This is a genomic window from Companilactobacillus paralimentarius (assembly GCF_963227125.1).
Classification (GTDB): domain Bacteria; phylum Bacillota; class Bacilli; order Lactobacillales; family Lactobacillaceae; genus Companilactobacillus; species Companilactobacillus paralimentarius.
This window is the reverse complement of the sequence record NZ_OY724131.1, coordinates 1,964,018-1,980,709: the sequence shown is the minus strand read 5'-3', so window position 1 is coordinate 1,980,709 and position 16,692 is coordinate 1,964,018. Positions and strand designations below refer to the sequence as shown.

Annotated in this window: 16 protein-coding genes; 10 read left to right on the top strand and 6 right to left on the bottom strand. The window is 34.4% G+C overall.

Annotated features, from left to right (window positions below; genetic code table 11):
• Window positions 1–3: 3 nt before the first annotated feature.
• Complete coding sequence (locus tag ACI6PB_RS09705) at window positions 4–975, bottom strand: LacI family DNA-binding transcriptional regulator (protein ID WP_025084650.1); 972 nt, start codon at window positions 973–975, stop codon at window positions 4–6.
• 111 nt (window positions 976–1,086) lie between these two features.
• Here ACI6PB_RS09705 and ACI6PB_RS09700 point away from each other — a divergent pair, with 111 nt between their 5' ends.
• From ACI6PB_RS09700 to ACI6PB_RS09690, 3 genes are read left to right on the top strand one after another with little or no spacing between them, the layout of a single operon-like run.
• Complete coding sequence (locus ACI6PB_RS09700) at window positions 1,087–1,971, top strand: alpha/beta hydrolase fold domain-containing protein (RefSeq protein ID WP_056955744.1); 885 nt, start codon at window positions 1,087–1,089, stop codon at window positions 1,969–1,971.
• A 16-nt stretch (window positions 1,972–1,987) separates the two neighbouring features.
• Window positions 1,988–3,379: a PTS transporter subunit EIIC gene (locus tag ACI6PB_RS09695; protein ID WP_309510749.1), complete on the top strand. Its 1,392-nt coding sequence runs from the start codon at window positions 1,988–1,990 to the stop codon at window positions 3,377–3,379.
• Complete coding sequence (locus ACI6PB_RS09690) at window positions 3,363–3,782, top strand: DUF3237 family protein (RefSeq protein WP_025084652.1); 420 nt, start codon at window positions 3,363–3,365, stop codon at window positions 3,780–3,782. Before ACI6PB_RS09695 ends, ACI6PB_RS09690 begins: the two co-directional genes overlap by 17 nt.
• 89 nt (window positions 3,783–3,871) lie before the next feature.
• Here the strand turns inward: ACI6PB_RS09690 and ACI6PB_RS09685 are convergent, their stop codons facing one another.
• Window positions 3,872–4,972 carry a M24 family metallopeptidase gene (locus ACI6PB_RS09685; protein ID WP_404327363.1) on the bottom strand — a complete coding sequence of 367 codons (1,101 nt, stop codon included), beginning with the start codon at window positions 4,970–4,972 and terminating at the stop codon, window positions 3,872–3,874.
• A gap of 172 nt (window positions 4,973–5,144) precedes the next feature.
• Here ACI6PB_RS09685 and ccpA point away from each other — a divergent pair, with 172 nt between their 5' ends.
• The gene (gene ccpA / locus ACI6PB_RS09680; protein ID WP_025084653.1) at window positions 5,145–6,146 is read left to right on the top strand and encodes a catabolite control protein A; all 1,002 of its coding nucleotides are present in this window, start codon (window positions 5,145–5,147) and stop codon (window positions 6,144–6,146) included.
• 57 nt (window positions 6,147–6,203) lie between these two features.
• On the opposite strand, the gene ACI6PB_RS09675 is transcribed toward ccpA, so the two are convergent.
• The 4 genes from ACI6PB_RS09675 to ACI6PB_RS09660 form a co-directional block, all read right to left on the bottom strand.
• On the bottom strand, window positions 6,204–6,506 hold the full coding sequence (locus ACI6PB_RS09675) for a hypothetical protein (protein WP_025084654.1): 303 nt from the start codon (window positions 6,504–6,506) through the stop codon (window positions 6,204–6,206).
• A gap of 94 nt (window positions 6,507–6,600) precedes the next feature.
• Window positions 6,601–9,360: a transglycosylase domain-containing protein gene (locus ACI6PB_RS09670; RefSeq protein WP_025084655.1), complete on the bottom strand. Its 2,760-nt coding sequence runs from the start codon at window positions 9,358–9,360 to the stop codon at window positions 6,601–6,603.
• Window positions 9,361–9,476: 116 nt separating this feature from the next.
• Complete coding sequence (gene pepV / locus ACI6PB_RS09665; RefSeq protein ID WP_404327362.1) at window positions 9,477–10,874, bottom strand: dipeptidase PepV; 1,398 nt, start codon at window positions 10,872–10,874, stop codon at window positions 9,477–9,479.
• Window positions 10,875–10,940: 66 nt separating this feature from the next.
• The gene (locus ACI6PB_RS09660) at window positions 10,941–12,371 is read right to left on the bottom strand and encodes a glycerophosphodiester phosphodiesterase (RefSeq protein WP_404278075.1); all 1,431 of its coding nucleotides are present in this window, start codon (window positions 12,369–12,371) and stop codon (window positions 10,941–10,943) included.
• Window positions 12,372–12,437: 66 nt separating this feature from the next.
• On the opposite strand from ACI6PB_RS09660, the gene ACI6PB_RS09655 reads away from it, so the two are divergent.
• Genes ACI6PB_RS09655 through ACI6PB_RS09630 form a run of 6 tightly spaced genes read left to right on the top strand, consistent with a single transcriptional unit; the run spans window position 12,438 to window position 16,684 of the window.
• The gene (locus ACI6PB_RS09655; RefSeq protein ID WP_025084658.1) at window positions 12,438–12,773 is read left to right on the top strand and encodes a hypothetical protein; all 336 of its coding nucleotides are present in this window, start codon (window positions 12,438–12,440) and stop codon (window positions 12,771–12,773) included.
• Window positions 12,773–13,384, top strand: coding sequence for a metallophosphatase (locus ACI6PB_RS09650; RefSeq protein WP_404327361.1), 612 nt, complete (start codon window positions 12,773–12,775; stop codon window positions 13,382–13,384). Before ACI6PB_RS09655 ends, ACI6PB_RS09650 begins: the two co-directional genes overlap by 1 nt.
• Window positions 13,385–13,390: 6 nt before the next feature.
• The gene (locus tag ACI6PB_RS09645; protein ID WP_404327360.1) at window positions 13,391–14,758 is read left to right on the top strand and encodes a bifunctional metallophosphatase/5'-nucleotidase; all 1,368 of its coding nucleotides are present in this window, start codon (window positions 13,391–13,393) and stop codon (window positions 14,756–14,758) included.
• 9 nt (window positions 14,759–14,767) lie between these two features.
• Window positions 14,768–15,319, top strand: coding sequence for a YutD family protein (locus tag ACI6PB_RS09640; RefSeq protein WP_404327359.1), 552 nt, complete (start codon window positions 14,768–14,770; stop codon window positions 15,317–15,319).
• On the top strand, window positions 15,316–16,092 hold the full coding sequence (locus tag ACI6PB_RS09635; RefSeq protein ID WP_025084661.1) for a TIGR01457 family HAD-type hydrolase: 777 nt from the start codon (window positions 15,316–15,318) through the stop codon (window positions 16,090–16,092). Before ACI6PB_RS09640 ends, ACI6PB_RS09635 begins: the two co-directional genes overlap by 4 nt.
• Window positions 16,085–16,684 carry a TIGR01906 family membrane protein gene (locus ACI6PB_RS09630; RefSeq protein ID WP_025084662.1) on the top strand — a complete coding sequence of 200 codons (600 nt, stop codon included), beginning with the start codon at window positions 16,085–16,087 and terminating at the stop codon, window positions 16,682–16,684. The genes ACI6PB_RS09635 and ACI6PB_RS09630 overlap by 8 nt, the downstream gene beginning before the upstream one ends.
• Window positions 16,685–16,692: the final 8 nt, after the last annotated feature.

Genomic DNA, 16,692 nt, shown 5'->3' with positions numbered 1-16,692 from the left:
TTTTTAAATTCCTTCAGTACTTGTCCTTTTTATCAAATTCAATGTTAATTCATTTGATGTTAGTTTGTTATTACCTTCTACCATATTTACTATTTTATAACCTGTGTTAATTCCCAACTGTTTATAGTCAAACTTTAGACTGGTTATTGATAGAGCATAGTCTCCACTAAATTCATAATCTCCAAAACCGGTATATTTGATATGTTGATAATTGGATATACTTTTTTCGTTAATTATCTTTAACAATCCAAGAACTAAATAATCGGAAGCACAAACAATAACAGAGGGGTTAATTTTATTTATTTTTTCTTTTTGATTATAAACGGATTCTGGATCATACCCACATTCGATAGTATGAACATTAGTACTATTTGTAGTGAAGGCACTTAAGAACCCGTCCTGTCTTTCTTTACCAGCAGCCAAATCGTATAAGGGCATTGATAAGTATAAGATTTGTCCATCAGTAATAGTGTTAATATATTGACCCATCATGAGTCCGCCATCAAAATCATTGATTTTACAATAAGGAAAAATACTATTTTTTTGACCTAAAAGTAAAACGGGAATACTTAATGACGAAAGGTATTTCAAGGTATCTTTTGTTAGACGTGATGTACCAAGAATGATGCCGTCCACACCTTGAGAAACAAGGGATGCTAGATTGGAAATTTTATCATTTTCCCATTGCCTATCAGATATTATAAATAATTGATATCCTAATTTTTTTAGTGTTTCTTGTAAATTAAATAAAATGATCCCAACACTTTTTGTTTGAATTTCACTAATGAGGATACCTATCATTTTTCCATTTGTTGCCTTTAATCTACTGGCGACTTTATTGGGTCTATAACCTGTTTCTTTAATTACTTTTTCGATTTTTGAAGCGTTTGCTTTGGAAATACTACCGCCATTCAAATATCTAGAAACTGAACTTTTAGAAACACCACTTATTTTTGCTATATCGTTTATTGTCATTTTTTCTCCTTTTTTTGGAACCGGTTTCAAAAATGTGTTGCTTTTGCTTATATTTGTATTATACTAGTTTTTGAAACCGGTTCCAACGAATAAATTTAAGAAGGTAATTATTTGGATAAAAAAATTAGAGATTCTGATGTTTATGATTATAGAAAATCGAAATTAATGAAATTGAATGATTATTTAAAACAAGAAATGGCCAATGATACTTCAAAGAAAATTTCAGTTAGAACCTCTATAGGGTTCATAGATGGATACATTTATTATCCTAAACACTTAAAGACAAAGTCTGTCTATTTTAATATGCATGGCGGTGGTATGTGCCTTGGATATTATCAGTTAGATATTCCATACTGTAAATTAATTTGTGAGAAAAGTGGAGCAATTGTTGTAAATATTGATTACTGTTTGGCTCCTGAATATAAATTTCCTTTGGCATACAGTACGACCTATGAATTTATAAAGTACTGTGATTCTCATAGAAGAGACTTAGATTTCGAAGGTAAAAAATTTATTGTAGGGGGTAGTAGTGCGGGCGGTCAAATTGCTGCAGCGTTAGTTCAACTTCAAAATAAGGATAAAAATAATTTTATTAAAGGATTGGTTATGAATTACGCACCGTGTTCACAAAATAATCAATTACAAACTTATATTGATCCTCAAAAGGCAATTTCTATAAATAGAATTCAACAATATCAGTATTGGGAATATGATAATTTTGAAGATATGGATAATCCTCTTTCATCGCTTTTAAATTCTGATTTTAGTATTTATCCACCAACTTTAATAAATTCCGCTGAGTATGATTCCCTACGAAAGGGTGAAGAAATATTTAGAGATTCATTGATTAAAGAAAATATTAAGGTCAATTATAAATGCTACAAGGATTGCCAACATGGATTTACACATAAAGACTTGAAAGAATTTAACCCCGATGCATCTAAAGACGCTTGGAATAGAATTATAAATTTTATAAAAGAAATGGCGAATGCTTAAAATTTGGAGGACAAATATGTCATTTGAAGCAGAAGCACAATCAATCGTGGAATATATTGGTGGAACATCTAATATAGTGAGTCTTACACATTGTGCTACAAGATTACGTTTTGTAGTTCATGATAAAAGCAAGGTAAATGGTCAAAATATAGAGAAATTAAATGAAGTATTAAAATTTTTAGAGAGTGGTGGACAGGAACAAGTAGTTATAGGTCCAAAAGTTGAAAGTATGTATGATGCTGTTATGACGTTACTTGATAAGGACAAGGGAAAAGGAATTGTAGATGAAAATTATTCTGAAGAAGATTTAAAAGATAAAAAATCATTATCATTTAATAATCTAATTAACAGTGTCTTCTCGGTACTACAGGCGACATTCACTCCGATATTACCAGCAATGGCAGGAGTGGGTTTGATAAAAGCATTGTCAATAACCTTGTCAGGGATAGGCGTATTTTCTGCTAAAGCTCCAACATTAATGATATTTAATGGAATATATAATGCTTTCTTTTACTTTTTGCCAATTATCATAAGTATAAGTATGGCTCGAAAATTTAAAGTTGATATATATGTGGCTGCAGCTATTGGTGCGTCAATTCTAGAACCTACTATGATCATGAAATTAATTGGTGTTAAAGGTACATCATTTTTAGGAATTCCATTTTCGATGGAAAATTATTCTTCAACAGTTTTTCCAGTATTAATTGCTATTCCCATTTATACACTAATATATAAATTTATGAAAAAAAGAATTTCAAGTAATTATCATACGTTATTGATTCCATTTATATCATTATTAATTATGGTTCCGTTTATTATTTTAATAATTGGTCCAATTGCAGTTGGACTTGGAGATATGATCAGTGGATTAATTATGAGCCTGTTTTCGGTTGCACCAATTTTGGCTGGTTTGCTTTTGGGTGGCTTATGGGAAATATTAGTAACGTTTGGGTTACATTGGGCAATAATGCCAATTGTTATCTCTAATATTGCAACCAAAGGTGCAGATTCAATATTAGCTTGTGCTGGTGCTGCAACTTGGGCTGCTATTGGTATTGCCATTGCTTTAATCTTTAAAGCAAAAAAAGATCCGGAACTACGTTCAGTTATGGCTGCAGCCATTATTCCTGTATTATTTGCAGGAATAACAGAACCCATTGTCTATGGAGCATTATTAAGATATAGGAAATGTATGGCATATGTTATTGTAGCTGGTGCTATAGGTGGAGCAATTACAGCAGTTGTAAAAGGTCAAATTACTGTAATGTTCTTCAGTATATTATCATTACAAACATCAATTAATTGGATTCCTATGACGATTGGAGGAATAGTCACTGCAATTATAGGTTTTGTTTTAGTTATGCTATTTGGATATAAAGGATCTAATAAAAATGGCATTAAAGATTAAGAGTTTTATTGATATTCACATAATGTTAGGTAATCCAATTAGAATAGGAAATACGAAAAAGGGATATTTTAAAATCATTCCAATTGATGGCGGATATTTTACTGGAGAAATATCAGGAAAAGTATTGAAGTTTGGCGGTGATTTTAATTATAAATTTGATGACAAGTATTCTAGTGCTGACGCATCATATGTTCTTCAGACTGAAAATAATCAAGAAAATATTTTCATCAGAAATTCAGGTAATATAGAAAAGGGCAGAATTGGAATATGTCATCCTGAATTCATTGTAAATGATGAAGGATACTACGGTAATTTAGCTAACCGAACATTTATTTCAAAGATAATCCCTGATTCTAAAAATAAATTTGGTAATATAATTATTAAAATTTATGAGATTCTCTGAATGGAAGATGTTTGCTTTAATAAGTTTATACAAACAAAAAGGATTTAATAAACCACTTAGTGGTTTTATCAAATCCTTTTTACTTTATATTAGTCGATATATTTCAGTTCCTTACTTGTATGTGTGAATGGTTCACAACCATCCTCGGTAATATAAACACAGTCCTCAATTCTAACTCCAGCAACATTTGGAATGTAAATTCCGGGTTCGATTGAGAAGCACATGCCTGGTTTTAGAACCATGTCATTGCCTTCCATAATTGATGGGAATTCGTGTTCAGAAGTTCCCATACCATGGCCTAGGCGATGAATGAAGTATTCGCCATAACCGGCTTTAGTGATGATGTCACGAGCAACTTTATCAAGTTCGGCAGCAGTAATACCAGGTTTAGTAGCATCCATAGCAGCATATTGAGCTTCAAGGTCAACTTTATAGATATCAAGTGATTTAGCATCTGGTTTGCCAAAAGCAACGGTACGTGAGGCATCACTAATATAACCGTTATGAACTGTACCTAAATCAAAGAGGACAAGTTCATTTTTTTCGATAGGATTCTTTTCAGGGCCACCATGTGGATTAGCAGCGTTGGCACCAGCTTGAACAATAGTATCAAAACTCATATGCATGACACCTTTTCGCATCATTGCGTATTCGATCTCTGCAACAACTTCTTGTTCAGTGCGGCCTTCTTTGATAGCATTGAAACCAACTTCAAAAGCGTAATCTGCTTCAGTACCAGCAGCTTTTAATTCATTGATTTCAGCAGCCGTCTTGATTAATTTAGCATTTTCCATGTAGCGAGAAAGATTAGTTGGAAATTGAGCATCAGGAAATTGTCCTTTAATAGCTTCTAGTTTTTGAACAGGTAAGTCATCTTTTTCAATACCCCATTTGGTAGGAGTTCCAGCCACATCCTTGATATGACCAGCCATTAATTCAAATGGTTTCTCATGATCTAAGTAACCGAAGACATCCTTATCCCAGCCAGCATCTTTAGCTGCTTCAACTTCTAGTTGAGGGGCAAATAGGAATGGGTCCTTGTCAGGGAAAACTAAAAGTGCGAGAATTCTTTCTACAGGATCACTGTAGAAACCGGTAAAGTAGTTGATGTCACTGGGGTTAGAGATATAAGCAATATCCAGATTATTTTGTGCTAAATATTCTTGTAGATCTAATAATTGTTTCTTCATGAAAATACTCCTTTACGTTCAGATTTAATAGTAGTATATCACTGAAAATCATTTTCTTTTTGAAAAAATATGAAAACATATGCCAATAATGTAGAAACCGCTTGCAATTAGTGAAAATTTCTGATAAATTAAAGTTAATTAATGAAAATATTGTTTGAGAGAGTGAATATTGATGGACAAAAAAGTAGTAACAATTTATGACGTAGCCGAGGCTGCTAATGTTTCAATGGCTACAATTTCACGTGTAGTTAATGGGAACGCTAATGTAAAAGAAGAAACAAGAAAACGTGTTTTGGAAGTAATCGATCGTTTGAACTATCGTCCTAATGCGGTTGCTCGTGGTTTGGCAAGTAAGAAGAGTACAACTATTGGTGTTATTTTACCAGATATCACTAACCTATACTTTGCTTCATTGGCTAAAGGTATTGATGATGTTGCCTCAATGTACAAGTACAATATTATTTTGACAAGTTTACAAGAATCTGTTGGTGATGAAGAACAAATCTTGAATAACTTGCTTTCTAAACAAGTTGATGGACTTATTTACATGGGCAAGCAATTATCAAAGAAATTGAAGCGCATTCTTGCAAACTCAAAGACACCAATCGTTTTGGCTGGTTCAGTTGATAAGAATAATGAAAGTGCCAGTGTAAATATTGATTTTACAGATGCTGTTGCTAGTGTTGTAAGTCAATTAACACAAAATGGTCACAAGAAGGTTGCCTTCGTGGGTGGTAGCCTTGAAAATCCTATTGATGGAAAATACAGATTAGATGGTTACAAGAAAGCTTTGAAGAAAGCACATCTTAACTTCTCATCTAACTTAGTATTTGAAGCTGAATATTCAGTTCGTGCCGGAGAAGCAATTTGGGATGCCGTTCACAGTAGTGGTGCTACAGCTGCTTATGTTACAGATGATTTGTTGGCTGCTGGTATTCTTAATTCAGCTGTTAAGGCTGGCGTTAAGGTTCCAGATGATTTTGAACTTGTTACAAGTAACGATACAGTGCTTTGTGAAGTAACACGTCCAAAGATGAGTTCTATTGAAGAACCATTGTATGATATTGGTGCGGTTGCTATGCGCTTGTTGACTAAGATGATGAATCAAGAACAAATTGATGAAAATACAGTTAAATTACCATACAGCATTGTAAAACGTGGTTCAACAAAATAAGTAAGATCATAAACAAAAAGCCTTGAGAGTGAAGTTATTTTCATTCTCAGGGCTTTTTTACTTGCTCTTGATTGATTTTCTTTGCTTATGTAATTCCCAAACGATGACGACGATATATCCGAAAGCAACTAATGAAAGTCCACCGGTAATAATTGAACTTAATTCGTAAGGCATATCGAAGAATCCAGATAGGATGGAATAAAGCGTGTTAGCTAGTACGATCAAAGCTAAAGTAAAAGATTTATCCCATATTTTGATGTTGTGTTTAATTTTGTAACCAATCACGATTAAGATAAACAAAATTAAAATGGCAGCAACTATATATAAAGTGTTTTGCAAGAATTCAGGACTAAAGTACATACTATTCTCCTTAGATCTAAAGTAACGAAACTTATTCTATCATAGTTTTTCGATTGCATAAAAAAGCAGACATCCGTAGATATCTGCTTTTTAACTATTCACCTGCTGGTGGAGTTGTCGAAACCGTATCAGTACCAGTTGATGAAGAGTTACCAGTGGTTTCAGTACTTGATTGTTCATTAGAACTTGAACTAGTACTATTTGAAGATTCTTTTTCTTCACTTGAGCTACCAGAACCTGATCCAGAACCAGAGCCTGAACCTGTTCCCGAGCCAGTACCAGTGTCGGAATTACTGTTAGATATGTTTGATCTAGCGGTTGATTCCGTTGTAGCCGAATTGGATGAAGAACTATTGTTAGTAATTACTTGTGATGAATCACTGCTGTTTGTACTATTACTGAAACCAGAAGTACGACCGCTTCCGTTTTCTTGAGCTAATTCATTGGCAGATTTACTATCATCACCAAGACGTTTTACAGTACCGTAACTATTGCTACGTCCGAAGTAGTTATCCCAGAATAGTTTGTAATTCTTAGCTTTACCACCAATGGCAAAGTTATTGTAAGACATATCACGAGGACTGCCTTTGTAATAAAGTGAGGTAGTTGTATGTTGATCAACCTTAGAAGTGACACCATTGTAACCAATTGTACCAACGTTAGTACCTGTTTCTTTGTCGACCTTGTAAGATTGAACACCACTTGGTCTAGTAAAGGCGGTATGAACGTTAAGGACACTTTGATCCTGTTTGTAAACGGCATTTGCCATTTTCGCCCAGAGTTCTTGGTTAAGGTCAGTCGAATTGCTTGATAGATTGTAATTGTTACCGTAGAAATTATCGTAACCAATCCAAGAAGCCAAAGTCATACCATCGGTACTACCAATGAACCAGTTATCACGATAGTCATTAGATGTACCAGTTTTACCAAAGAGGTTCTTAGTACTGAAGTTAGCTTCATATGAAAGAGCAGAAGCAGTACCTTTAGTTACAACACCGTGAAGCATGTTCTTGATGATGTATGAAGTTTGTTTACTGAAGACACGAGTACGAGAATCTTTATGTTTATAAATATCGGTACCAGATGGATCAGTAACTTCAGAGACAACATAAGGATCAACGTGAACACCCTTATTAGCAAAAGTAGAGAAGGCACTGGCTTGTTGAAGTACGGTCACACCAGATGCGGTACCACCCAAAGTAATACCTAACTGTTGATATTCTTTATCAGAAAGATGAATTCCCATCTTAGACATATACTTTTCAGAATCAACGCCGTGTTGTCTGATGTAGTTATAGAGGTTAACTGAAGGAATATTGTATGATTCTTCCAAAGTCTCACGAGCGGAGATGAAACGATTTTGAATTGTTTCACCATAATCAGTTGGTGAGTACTTCTTGAAACTAGTCTTGAAGTCGGCCAACATTGATTGTGAACCAATTAATCCATTTTCAATCGCTGGGGCAAAAGTAATCAATGGTTTAATAGATGAACCAGGTGATCGTTTAGTATCGAAGGCGTGGTTATTTTGTGATTTCTTGAAGTTAACACCACCAACGAAGGCTAAGACTTGACCAGTCTTGTTATCTAGTAAGACGGAACCATTTTGAACCGGTTCGGAGACTTTAATACTCTTACCAGTATTAGGATCAGTTGCGTTGTCAGTATGAGTTGTTCCCAAGTTATCTTTATATTCTTGAGCTTGCTTGTTTAAGGCAACGTATAAACTCTTATTGATTGTACTGTGAATCTTGTAATTCTTATTGTGTAATTCTGTATCTGCTTGAGTCCAATATCTCTCATAAAGGTTCTTGTCTTTGATCAAGTCCTTGTATTTAATACCATCGTTTTTAGCTAGACGTTTAATTAAAATTGTTCTAGCTTGAGAAGTTAAGGTATTGTACAAGTAACCATACTTGATACTTTGACTGTCAGCTTTTTCTGGCTTTTGGAAATCATTCTTCAAATCAAATTTCTTGGCTTGATTGTATTGAGATTCGGAAATTTGGTTATCACGATACATACGATATAAAACGATATTTTTACGTTTTAAACCAAGACTTATGTTGTCCTTGATTCTTCCACGTTCGTCATATGGTGTATAGATAGAAGGACTTTGAGGCAAACCGGCGATGAAAGCTGATTCTGCCAAGTTTAAATCTTTAGCATCCTTGCCAAAGAGACCTTGGGCGGCAGCTTGCACACCTTGAATGTTTTGTCCCTTATTATTACGACCAAAAGTAGCGGCGTTTAAGTAATCTGCTAGGATTTCATCCTTAGAGAAATACTTATCGAGACGCATAGCTAAGAAGATTTCAACAGCTTTACGTTTCCAAGTTGTTTCTGATGATAACATTTGCATTTTTACTGTTTGTTGGGTCAGAGTAGATCCACCAGTTTGTGCACCAATACCAGTAACATCAGAAATAATAGCTCTAAAGATAGACTTAGGGACGACACCTTTATGACGATAGAAGTCACTATCTTCAGTTGAGACGATGGCTTTCTTCAAATAAGGTGACATTTCATTGATTGAAATCTTAGTACCCTCAAGGTCCTTTTGAAGACTCTCAATTTTTTGACCATCGGCAAAGTATAGAGTGGCTGAATTGTTTACATCTTGAAGTTCGGTTCTCATCTCGGTTTTGGTAGGAACACTAACTTGATTCGTTAATGCTGAAACATATCCCATTCCGAGACCTACAGCTAAACTTAAAATAATAAATAGACCAGCGATAGAGTAGAGAATTATTCTTCTAATGATCTCTATTGTAAGATTAGCTTTGTTAGCAAAATCGGACCAGCTCTTAATACTTTTGAACCAATTGACAATGCTATTCCATAAATTTTTCACTTTTAAATAAGCTCCCTTAAAAAGTTACATACCGTAATTATATAATAAAATTGATTTAGAAGTGTAAAAACAAAAAAAGTTCCATAGAAAAGAATTTCTACGGAACTTTTATTAAGTTACTTAATCAAGCGGTAGATAGCGTCTGCATAGATTGCAGTGGCTTTTAATAATTTATCAATATTAATATATTCATTAGGTTGATGCATAACGTTTTCGTCACCAGGGAACATTGCACCAAAGGCAATTCCATGTTTCAAAATTCGACCATAAGTACCACCACCAACAGTGAATGGTTCAGTTTGGTCGTCAGTATGATCACGATAAGCACCAACTAAATCTTGAACTAAAGGATCATCTGCGTCAATAAAATGAGGCAATTGGTTGTGTCCTTCAATTACAGCTGTAACATTTTCTGGTAAGTGTTGATTGATCTTTTCAGTCAATGTGTCGCCATTGTCACCCTTTGGATAACGAATGTTCAATAAAATGTTAGCTTGGTCTTGGTCGTATTCATAGATGTTAGGTGAGAGTGTTAATTCACCCATGACGTCATCCTTATTAGCAATTCCTAAATGTTCGCCTGCAAAATCAAGGTGTAAATCATTAGCAATGAATGAGAAGTATAGCTTTTCGCTATCATTAAGGTTCAAAGTAGTTAAGAATTTAGCTAAGTAAGTGGCAGCATTGATACCATTGAATGGTTCCATAGCATGTGCACCCTTACCGATAATTTGTACTTTGATAGTATCGTCTTCAGTAGTTGTGCTACCTTTGACTTCACTATTTTCAGCCAAGAAATTATTTAAACTATCTTTTAGTTCTTCGGCCTTGATAGAATTCAAATCTAACTCTGCTTCAGCATTTTGTGGGACCATATTAGGTCTGATACCAGCATTGAAGCTCTTAACTAAACCGATTTTTGGAGTAGGGAAGTTAACTCTAAATGAGACAATACCCTTTTCACCATTGATAGCTGGGAATTCAGCATCAGGAGAAAAACCTGTTTTAGGAAGAGTTTCTTTTTCCATATAGTGGTTGATACCAACCCATTCGCTCTCTTCATCAGTTCCTAAGATCAATTGAACTTTTTTGGATGTTGGTAGTTTCAATTCTTTAATGATCTTCATTGCATAATAGGAAGCCAAACTAGGGCCCTTATCGTCACTAGCACCACGAGCGTAAAAGTTTCCGTCTTTAATAACGGGTTCAAATGGATCTGTATTCCAGCCTGGGCCTTCAGGAACAACGTCAACGTGTCCCAAAATGGCGATAGCATCCTCTCCATCACCAAATTCAATTCTTCCAGCTAAGTTGTCAACGTTTTTAGTTTCGAAACCATCACGGTCTGCAAAATGTAAAAATGTTTGAAGAGCTTTGGCTGGTCCAGGTCCTAATGGAAAATCACTAGTTTTATGTTCGATATCTCTTGAACTATCAATACTTACTAATTCAGAAAGATCGTTGATTAATTCATCTGAACGATGTGAAACTTCTTTTTCCCAATCTATAGACATGTATCTTTGACCTCCACATGAAGTTTTATATATTTTACCAAAGGTTTGGATTAATGGCTAATTTACCTAAATTTTCTTTATGGAATCGTTGTCATTATTTAAAGAGAAATCAATAAATAAATTATTAAAATCACTTAGTAAATCAGCGTTTTTAACCTTTTGGTCGGTTGTTGGTTTAGCTAAAGAAATATTTTCTAACAAGTCGATGTTTTTCAATCTTTGTCCTTGAGGTAAGTCGTAGTAACTTTGTTCGCTATCGTTGCCTAAGTAATTGTCAGGATTTAATTGAATTAAAACATTTTTTGCATTGATCCAGCCATTTTTCAATTTTAACCAAGTCTGTGAACCGGTGCGTTGGATAGTAATAATTTTCTCAGGTTTGTTGGCTTCAATACGATTAGAAACTGGGCTCTGGTCATCTGGTTCGCTATAGAGAAAATTATTAGGCTGTTGTTGGCGATAAATAACTTTAGCACCGAAATATTGACGTAAATCTTTTAAAACGTATTCAGAGTTAAAACCGGTGGCGTTTGCAAACTCATTTTCGCCTATTTGAACGTATTTTTGACCATTAGATTTAATGATATTAGTAATGTGATAACCACCTAACGGCTCAACCACTTTCTTAGTCTTGATCAAACGATAGGGATTTTCGTAAACAGGTTCTTCTTTGGAGCTCATGTAATAAACATTTTGATTGATAACCTGGCTCTTAGATTTATCCTTTAATTCCCGATACTCATTACCAGTTGCAGGATAATTAGTGACGACACCATCAATTGGCATATTGATCAAAGTATTCCATTTTTTAGGACTTTCATTCATTTCATCCCAAACATAAACACTTTTGCCCATGTAGTGCATTGTATTGATTATTTCAGGAGTAACGATAGTAGAAGATAGATTAACGCCGGTGACATACTGTAAAATATCAAAATTGACACGCTTGATTGTTCCGGCAATAAAGATACGAGGGATGTTCGGCATTAATTGAGCTTCGTTTTCCAAACTCTTAGTGGAAAATGAATGGAACATAACGCGGTCTTGCATACCATATTGATCGATAACTTGTTTGAGTAGGGCTTCCATATTTTGAGGATTACCTTTTTTGGTTTTCTTCGTTTCAATAAGGAATTTAGCCTTAGGGTTATTCTTGTAGTGTTCGAAGACCTGATTCAAACTATGAATTGATTCACCATTTTTTTGTTTTAGTGAAGCCAGATCTGAAAAATTGTGTTGCGATACAATAGCAGAAGTTCCTGTGACACGTTCTAAGTCTCGATCGTGTGAAACAACTAAGACGTTGTCTTTAGAAACATGAATATCTAGTTCAACGTAATCAGCGCCTTCCGCAAAAGCTTTATCGAAACTTTCAAAGGTTTCTTCGGGGGCATTGATTGGATCACCACGGTGACCGATAACGGTAAATCCACTAGCAAAGAAGAAAAGTAGCAGTGCCAATGATATTTTGAAAAGATTGAAACTTTTTGAAATCATAATTAACTCCCTAACTTTTTAGATATTATATACTAAAATAAGTAGTGAAATGTGAGGTAGTAACAAATGGATAATGAAAAGCAAACACTCGATATTATTGAACAAATAACTCGTAATGATGGGACTAAGTATTATGAGCTTGCTAATATCGTCATGAATGGTCGTGCTGAAAAGGCCGCTGAATTAGGAATGATCAAAGAAGTTAGAATCTTAAAACTTAATATCCCACACTCATCAGCTGTGCAAGTCTATGAAGACTATGTTAACGAAAATTATACAGTTCCACCGATGGATTTGACAGAATGGGTTGAATATAAGAAACCGGAAGGTAAGATTCAAGATGCCTTCAATGAAATCCTTAAAGCAAATAAAATAATTTCAAAGGATGATAACGCTGAATAATGAATTACTTTATAGCAGATACACACTTTTATCATTATCAATTATTAGAACCAAATAACTTTGCGCCAAGACATTTCGGTAATGTTGACGAAATGAATCAGGCAATGATTGATGCTTGGAATGCACGTGTCGATGATAATGACCGTGTTTATCATCTGGGTGATATTTCGATGCGTCCACAGGATTATCCAACTGATCAAGAGACTTATGATATATTACGTCAATTGAACGGTCACATAACCCTGATTAAAGGAAACCACGATTATCGTTCACTTTTCAAATTTATTGATAAACATAACGTGACAATGGTTGATGGTAAGTCTAAATATGAGTTCGAAGATGTCGGCTCATTGTTGAAGTTTGATCACCATCAATTTTATTGTACGCATTATCCAATGTTATTGGGAAAAGTTGATAAAATAATTAATTTGCATGGACACATTCATCATTATTCTGTACCAATTCCAGAAAATATCAATGTCGGAGTTGATGCACCTGAACGTGATCTATTATCTGAGGATTTACCTTGGGGCTCACCATTACGTGGAGAAGAGATTCTAGAAATGTATGATAAGAAGAAAAAAGAGTTAGCAAAGATGGAAAGAAAGTAGGTTACCATGGAAAAAATTCAAATAGTTCATACTAATGATCTGCATTCTCACTTCGAAAACTTTCCTCGAGTATCTCGTTTTATTGAGCAGACTCGTCAAAATAGTATTGCCGATGATTTTTATTTATTTGATATCGGGGATGCAATGGATCGAGCTCATCCTTTAAGTGAAGCAACTAATGGTCAAGCTAATATTGCTTGGATGAATCCACTTCATTATGATGCGGCTACAATTGGTAATAATGAAGGGTTGGGTAATAGTCATGAAGAATTGGAACATTTGTACGACCATGCTAATTTTCCAGTTATTTTAGGTAATTTATATGAAGAGAAAACTGGCAAATTGGCTGATTTTGCTGTACAATCGAAATTTTTTACAACTGAATCTCGTACAAAAATTGGTGTGATCGGTTTGACGGCACCATTTATTTTGACTTATCCATTATTAAACTGGGACATTCGTTTAATACAAGATATGTTGCCCAAAGTTCTACAGGATGTGAAAGACTGTGATGTGATTGTTCTCTTATCGCATTTAGGAGTTTCCATGGATCGATTGATTGCCAGTAAGCATCCTGAAATTGATGTGATTATCGGATCTCATACCCATCATCTTTTTCCTAAGGGAGAAATGGACAACGGCGTTTTGCTAGCAGCGGCTGGTAAATACGGTCAAAATGTAGGGACTATTAATTTAGAGTTGAATCAGGATAAACATGTAATTAAAAAGGACGCCTTTACTACACCAACTTCATCCATGAAAGTATTGGACACTGATGCTGCCTGGATTAAAGCACAATATGATAAAGGTGAAGAATTGTTGAATCAAAGACAAGTTGCAAATTTGCCAGTTACTTTGAGCAGTGATTATCATGCAGACCATTCGATTATTCAAGAGGCTTTAACAGCGGTACAAGAATATGCTGATGCTGAAGTAGCTATTTTAAGCTCAGGTTTATTTTTGAAGGATTTACCTAAAGGTATAATTACTGAGAAAAATTTACATGATATTTTGCCACATGCAATCCATGTAATGAGAACAACTATGACAGGTGATAATGTTTGGCGCCTAGTAATGGAAATGGAAAAGAATCGTTTGTATTTGCGGACGCATCAACAAAAGGGAATGGGATTTCGTGGTAAGATATTTGGCGAACTCATTTATCGAGGCATTAAGATTGATGATAAACGTAATGTATATATAAATGGTCAAGAATTAAATAAGAATCAAGAGTATACTTTAGCTTTATTGGATCATTACTTATTTGTTCCGTATTTTCCTTCTATAGAGATAGCAGGTAAGAACAAAATTATGTATCCTAAGTTTTTAAGAAATGTTTTTGGTGAATATTTAGGGAAAAAATATCCGATTTGAGGTGATTGTTTGCAGGAAGTTGAGAATAATACCACAACCAAATTAGCTGATGTTATTGTTCTGGCTGATAACCTAATTACGATTAATAAAACCCAGTACAGAATCGTTGAAGATCACGACGATGGTTTTAGCAAAGAACGTATTGAAGAGAGATATAACAATGTCTTAGATAAATACGATTATATTGTCGGCGACTGGGGTTATGATCAATTAAGATTTAAGGGCTTTTATGAAGATGGGAGAAAAGAAAGTACTCTAGATACCAGAATCTCCTATTTAGAAGATTACTTACTAGAGTACTGTAATTTTGGCTGTGCTTATTTTGTACTAGAAAAGGTCAAGAAAGCACCATTAAAAAATGGACGTCGTAATAATAAGTCTAATCATAAATTTCATACTCGTAATAATAAAACGAAGCATTCTAATAATTCGAATAATAATAATTCGAAGAATAACGTTAATAGTCAGAAGAAAAAAAATAAAGTCTCTAAACGTCGAGTAAGAAAAACAACGGCTAAAAAGACTTTTAAAATTAGAAAAATAGGTGAAACGAATAAATGAAGTATCAAACATATTTAATTGATTTAGATGGAACAATGTATCGCGGAAAAGATAAGATTCCAGAAGCTAAAGTGTTTATCGATAATTTGAACGCTAAGGGAATTGATTATTATTTTTTAACAAATAATACAACTAAAACACCACAACAAGTGGCAGATAATTTAACTAATAACCACCAAATTTCTGCAAGGGCAGATCAAGTGGTAACACCATCACTTGCTACGGCAGCTTACGTTAAGAATATGTTTGATGATGATGTGAAGAACCATTCAGCTTATGTGGTTGGAGAATACGGTTTAAAGAGTGCAGTCTTTGGTACTGGCATCAAGTTGAATGAGACTAATCCGGATGTGGTTATTGTAGGATTGGATTATGATGTTACATATCATAAGTTTGAGTTAGCTACTTTGGCTATTAAGCGTGGAGCATTCTTTATTGGAACTAATGCAGATACTAACTTGCCTAATGAACGTGGACTAGTTCCTGGAGCTGGTTCTGTGATTTCACTAGTTGAAACGTCTACTCAACAAAAAGCTAAGTACATCGGTAAACCAGAACGAGACATTATGGATTTTGCTGCTAAGGCTAAAAATTTTGATCCTAAGACAGCTTTGATGGTAGGAGACAATTACAATACTGATATTAAGTGTGGAATCAACGCAAATGTAGATACTCTATTGGTTTATACGGGTGTAAGTACACATGAGGATATTGCTAAACAAGAGATCAAACCTACTCATGAAGTAGAAAGTTTGGACAAGTGGGATGTCTAATACGCAAAAGGATGGCTTTTACACGGCTGCTTTAGCGCTTTTCATTTTGACAACGGCAATTACAGTAACAATTTTTGCCAGCTATTTTTTATTTGCTATCAATATTAGATTCTACAATTTGGATTCTTTGGTAAATATGGATTACGGAACAGTTTATAAAAATTATGCTCAAATGATGAATTACTTGATCAATCCATTTAATTGGAATTTTCATTTGAGTAATTTTATCTCTTCACCAGCAGGTAGGCTGCATTTTGAAGATTGTAAAAAACTCTTTATGCTAAATTTTGGTGTCTGGATTATTTCAGGATTACTAGTGGTTAAATTTGGTAAGATACGAGCTCATTTTAATAAGGTTTTTCTCTGGATTGGTATTCTGGGAATCATACTGGCTTTGTTAATGTTGATTGATTTCGATGGATTTTTCGTGATTTTTCATGAAGTCTTGTTTCGCAATAGTGATTGGTTATTCGATCCGGGACGTGACCCTGTTATCAATATCCTGCCGGAAGAATTCTTTACGCAATGCTTTGTACTATTCTTTATCCTTTTTGAAGGACTTAATTTTTGGGAAGCAAGAAAAAGAGCCTAAGACGTTTT

Excerpts from the sequence above, each read along its gene's own strand:
- ACI6PB_RS09705 (WP_025084650.1), bottom strand. The coding sequence starts at position 975 with ATGACAATAAACGATATAGCAAAAATAAGTGGTGTTTCTAAAAGTTCA.
- ACI6PB_RS09695 (WP_309510749.1), top strand. The coding sequence starts at position 1,988 with ATGTCATTTGAAGCAGAAGCACAATCAATCGTGGAATATATTGGTGGA.
- ACI6PB_RS09690 (WP_025084652.1), top strand. The coding sequence starts at position 3,363 with ATGGCATTAAAGATTAAGAGTTTTATTGATATTCACATAATGTTAGGT.
- ACI6PB_RS09685 (WP_404327363.1), bottom strand. The coding sequence starts at position 4,972 with ATGAAGAAACAATTATTAGATCTACAAGAATATTTAGCACAAAATAAT.
- ccpA (WP_025084653.1), top strand. The coding sequence starts at position 5,145 with ATGGACAAAAAAGTAGTAACAATTTATGACGTAGCCGAGGCTGCTAAT.
- ACI6PB_RS09675 (WP_025084654.1), bottom strand. The coding sequence starts at position 6,506 with ATGTACTTTAGTCCTGAATTCTTGCAAAACACTTTATATATAGTTGCT.
- pepV (WP_404327362.1), bottom strand. The coding sequence starts at position 10,874 with ATGTCTATAGATTGGGAAAAAGAAGTTTCACATCGTTCAGATGAATTA.
- ACI6PB_RS09660 (WP_404278075.1), bottom strand. The coding sequence starts at position 12,371 with ATGATTTCAAAAAGTTTCAATCTTTTCAAAATATCATTGGCACTGCTA.
- ACI6PB_RS09655 (WP_025084658.1), top strand. The coding sequence starts at position 12,438 with ATGGATAATGAAAAGCAAACACTCGATATTATTGAACAAATAACTCGT.
- ACI6PB_RS09650 (WP_404327361.1), top strand. The coding sequence starts at position 12,773 with ATGAATTACTTTATAGCAGATACACACTTTTATCATTATCAATTATTA.
- ACI6PB_RS09645 (WP_404327360.1), top strand. The coding sequence starts at position 13,391 with ATGGAAAAAATTCAAATAGTTCATACTAATGATCTGCATTCTCACTTC.
- ACI6PB_RS09635 (WP_025084661.1), top strand. The coding sequence starts at position 15,316 with ATGAAGTATCAAACATATTTAATTGATTTAGATGGAACAATGTATCGC.
- ACI6PB_RS09630 (WP_025084662.1), top strand. The coding sequence starts at position 16,085 with ATGTCTAATACGCAAAAGGATGGCTTTTACACGGCTGCTTTAGCGCTT.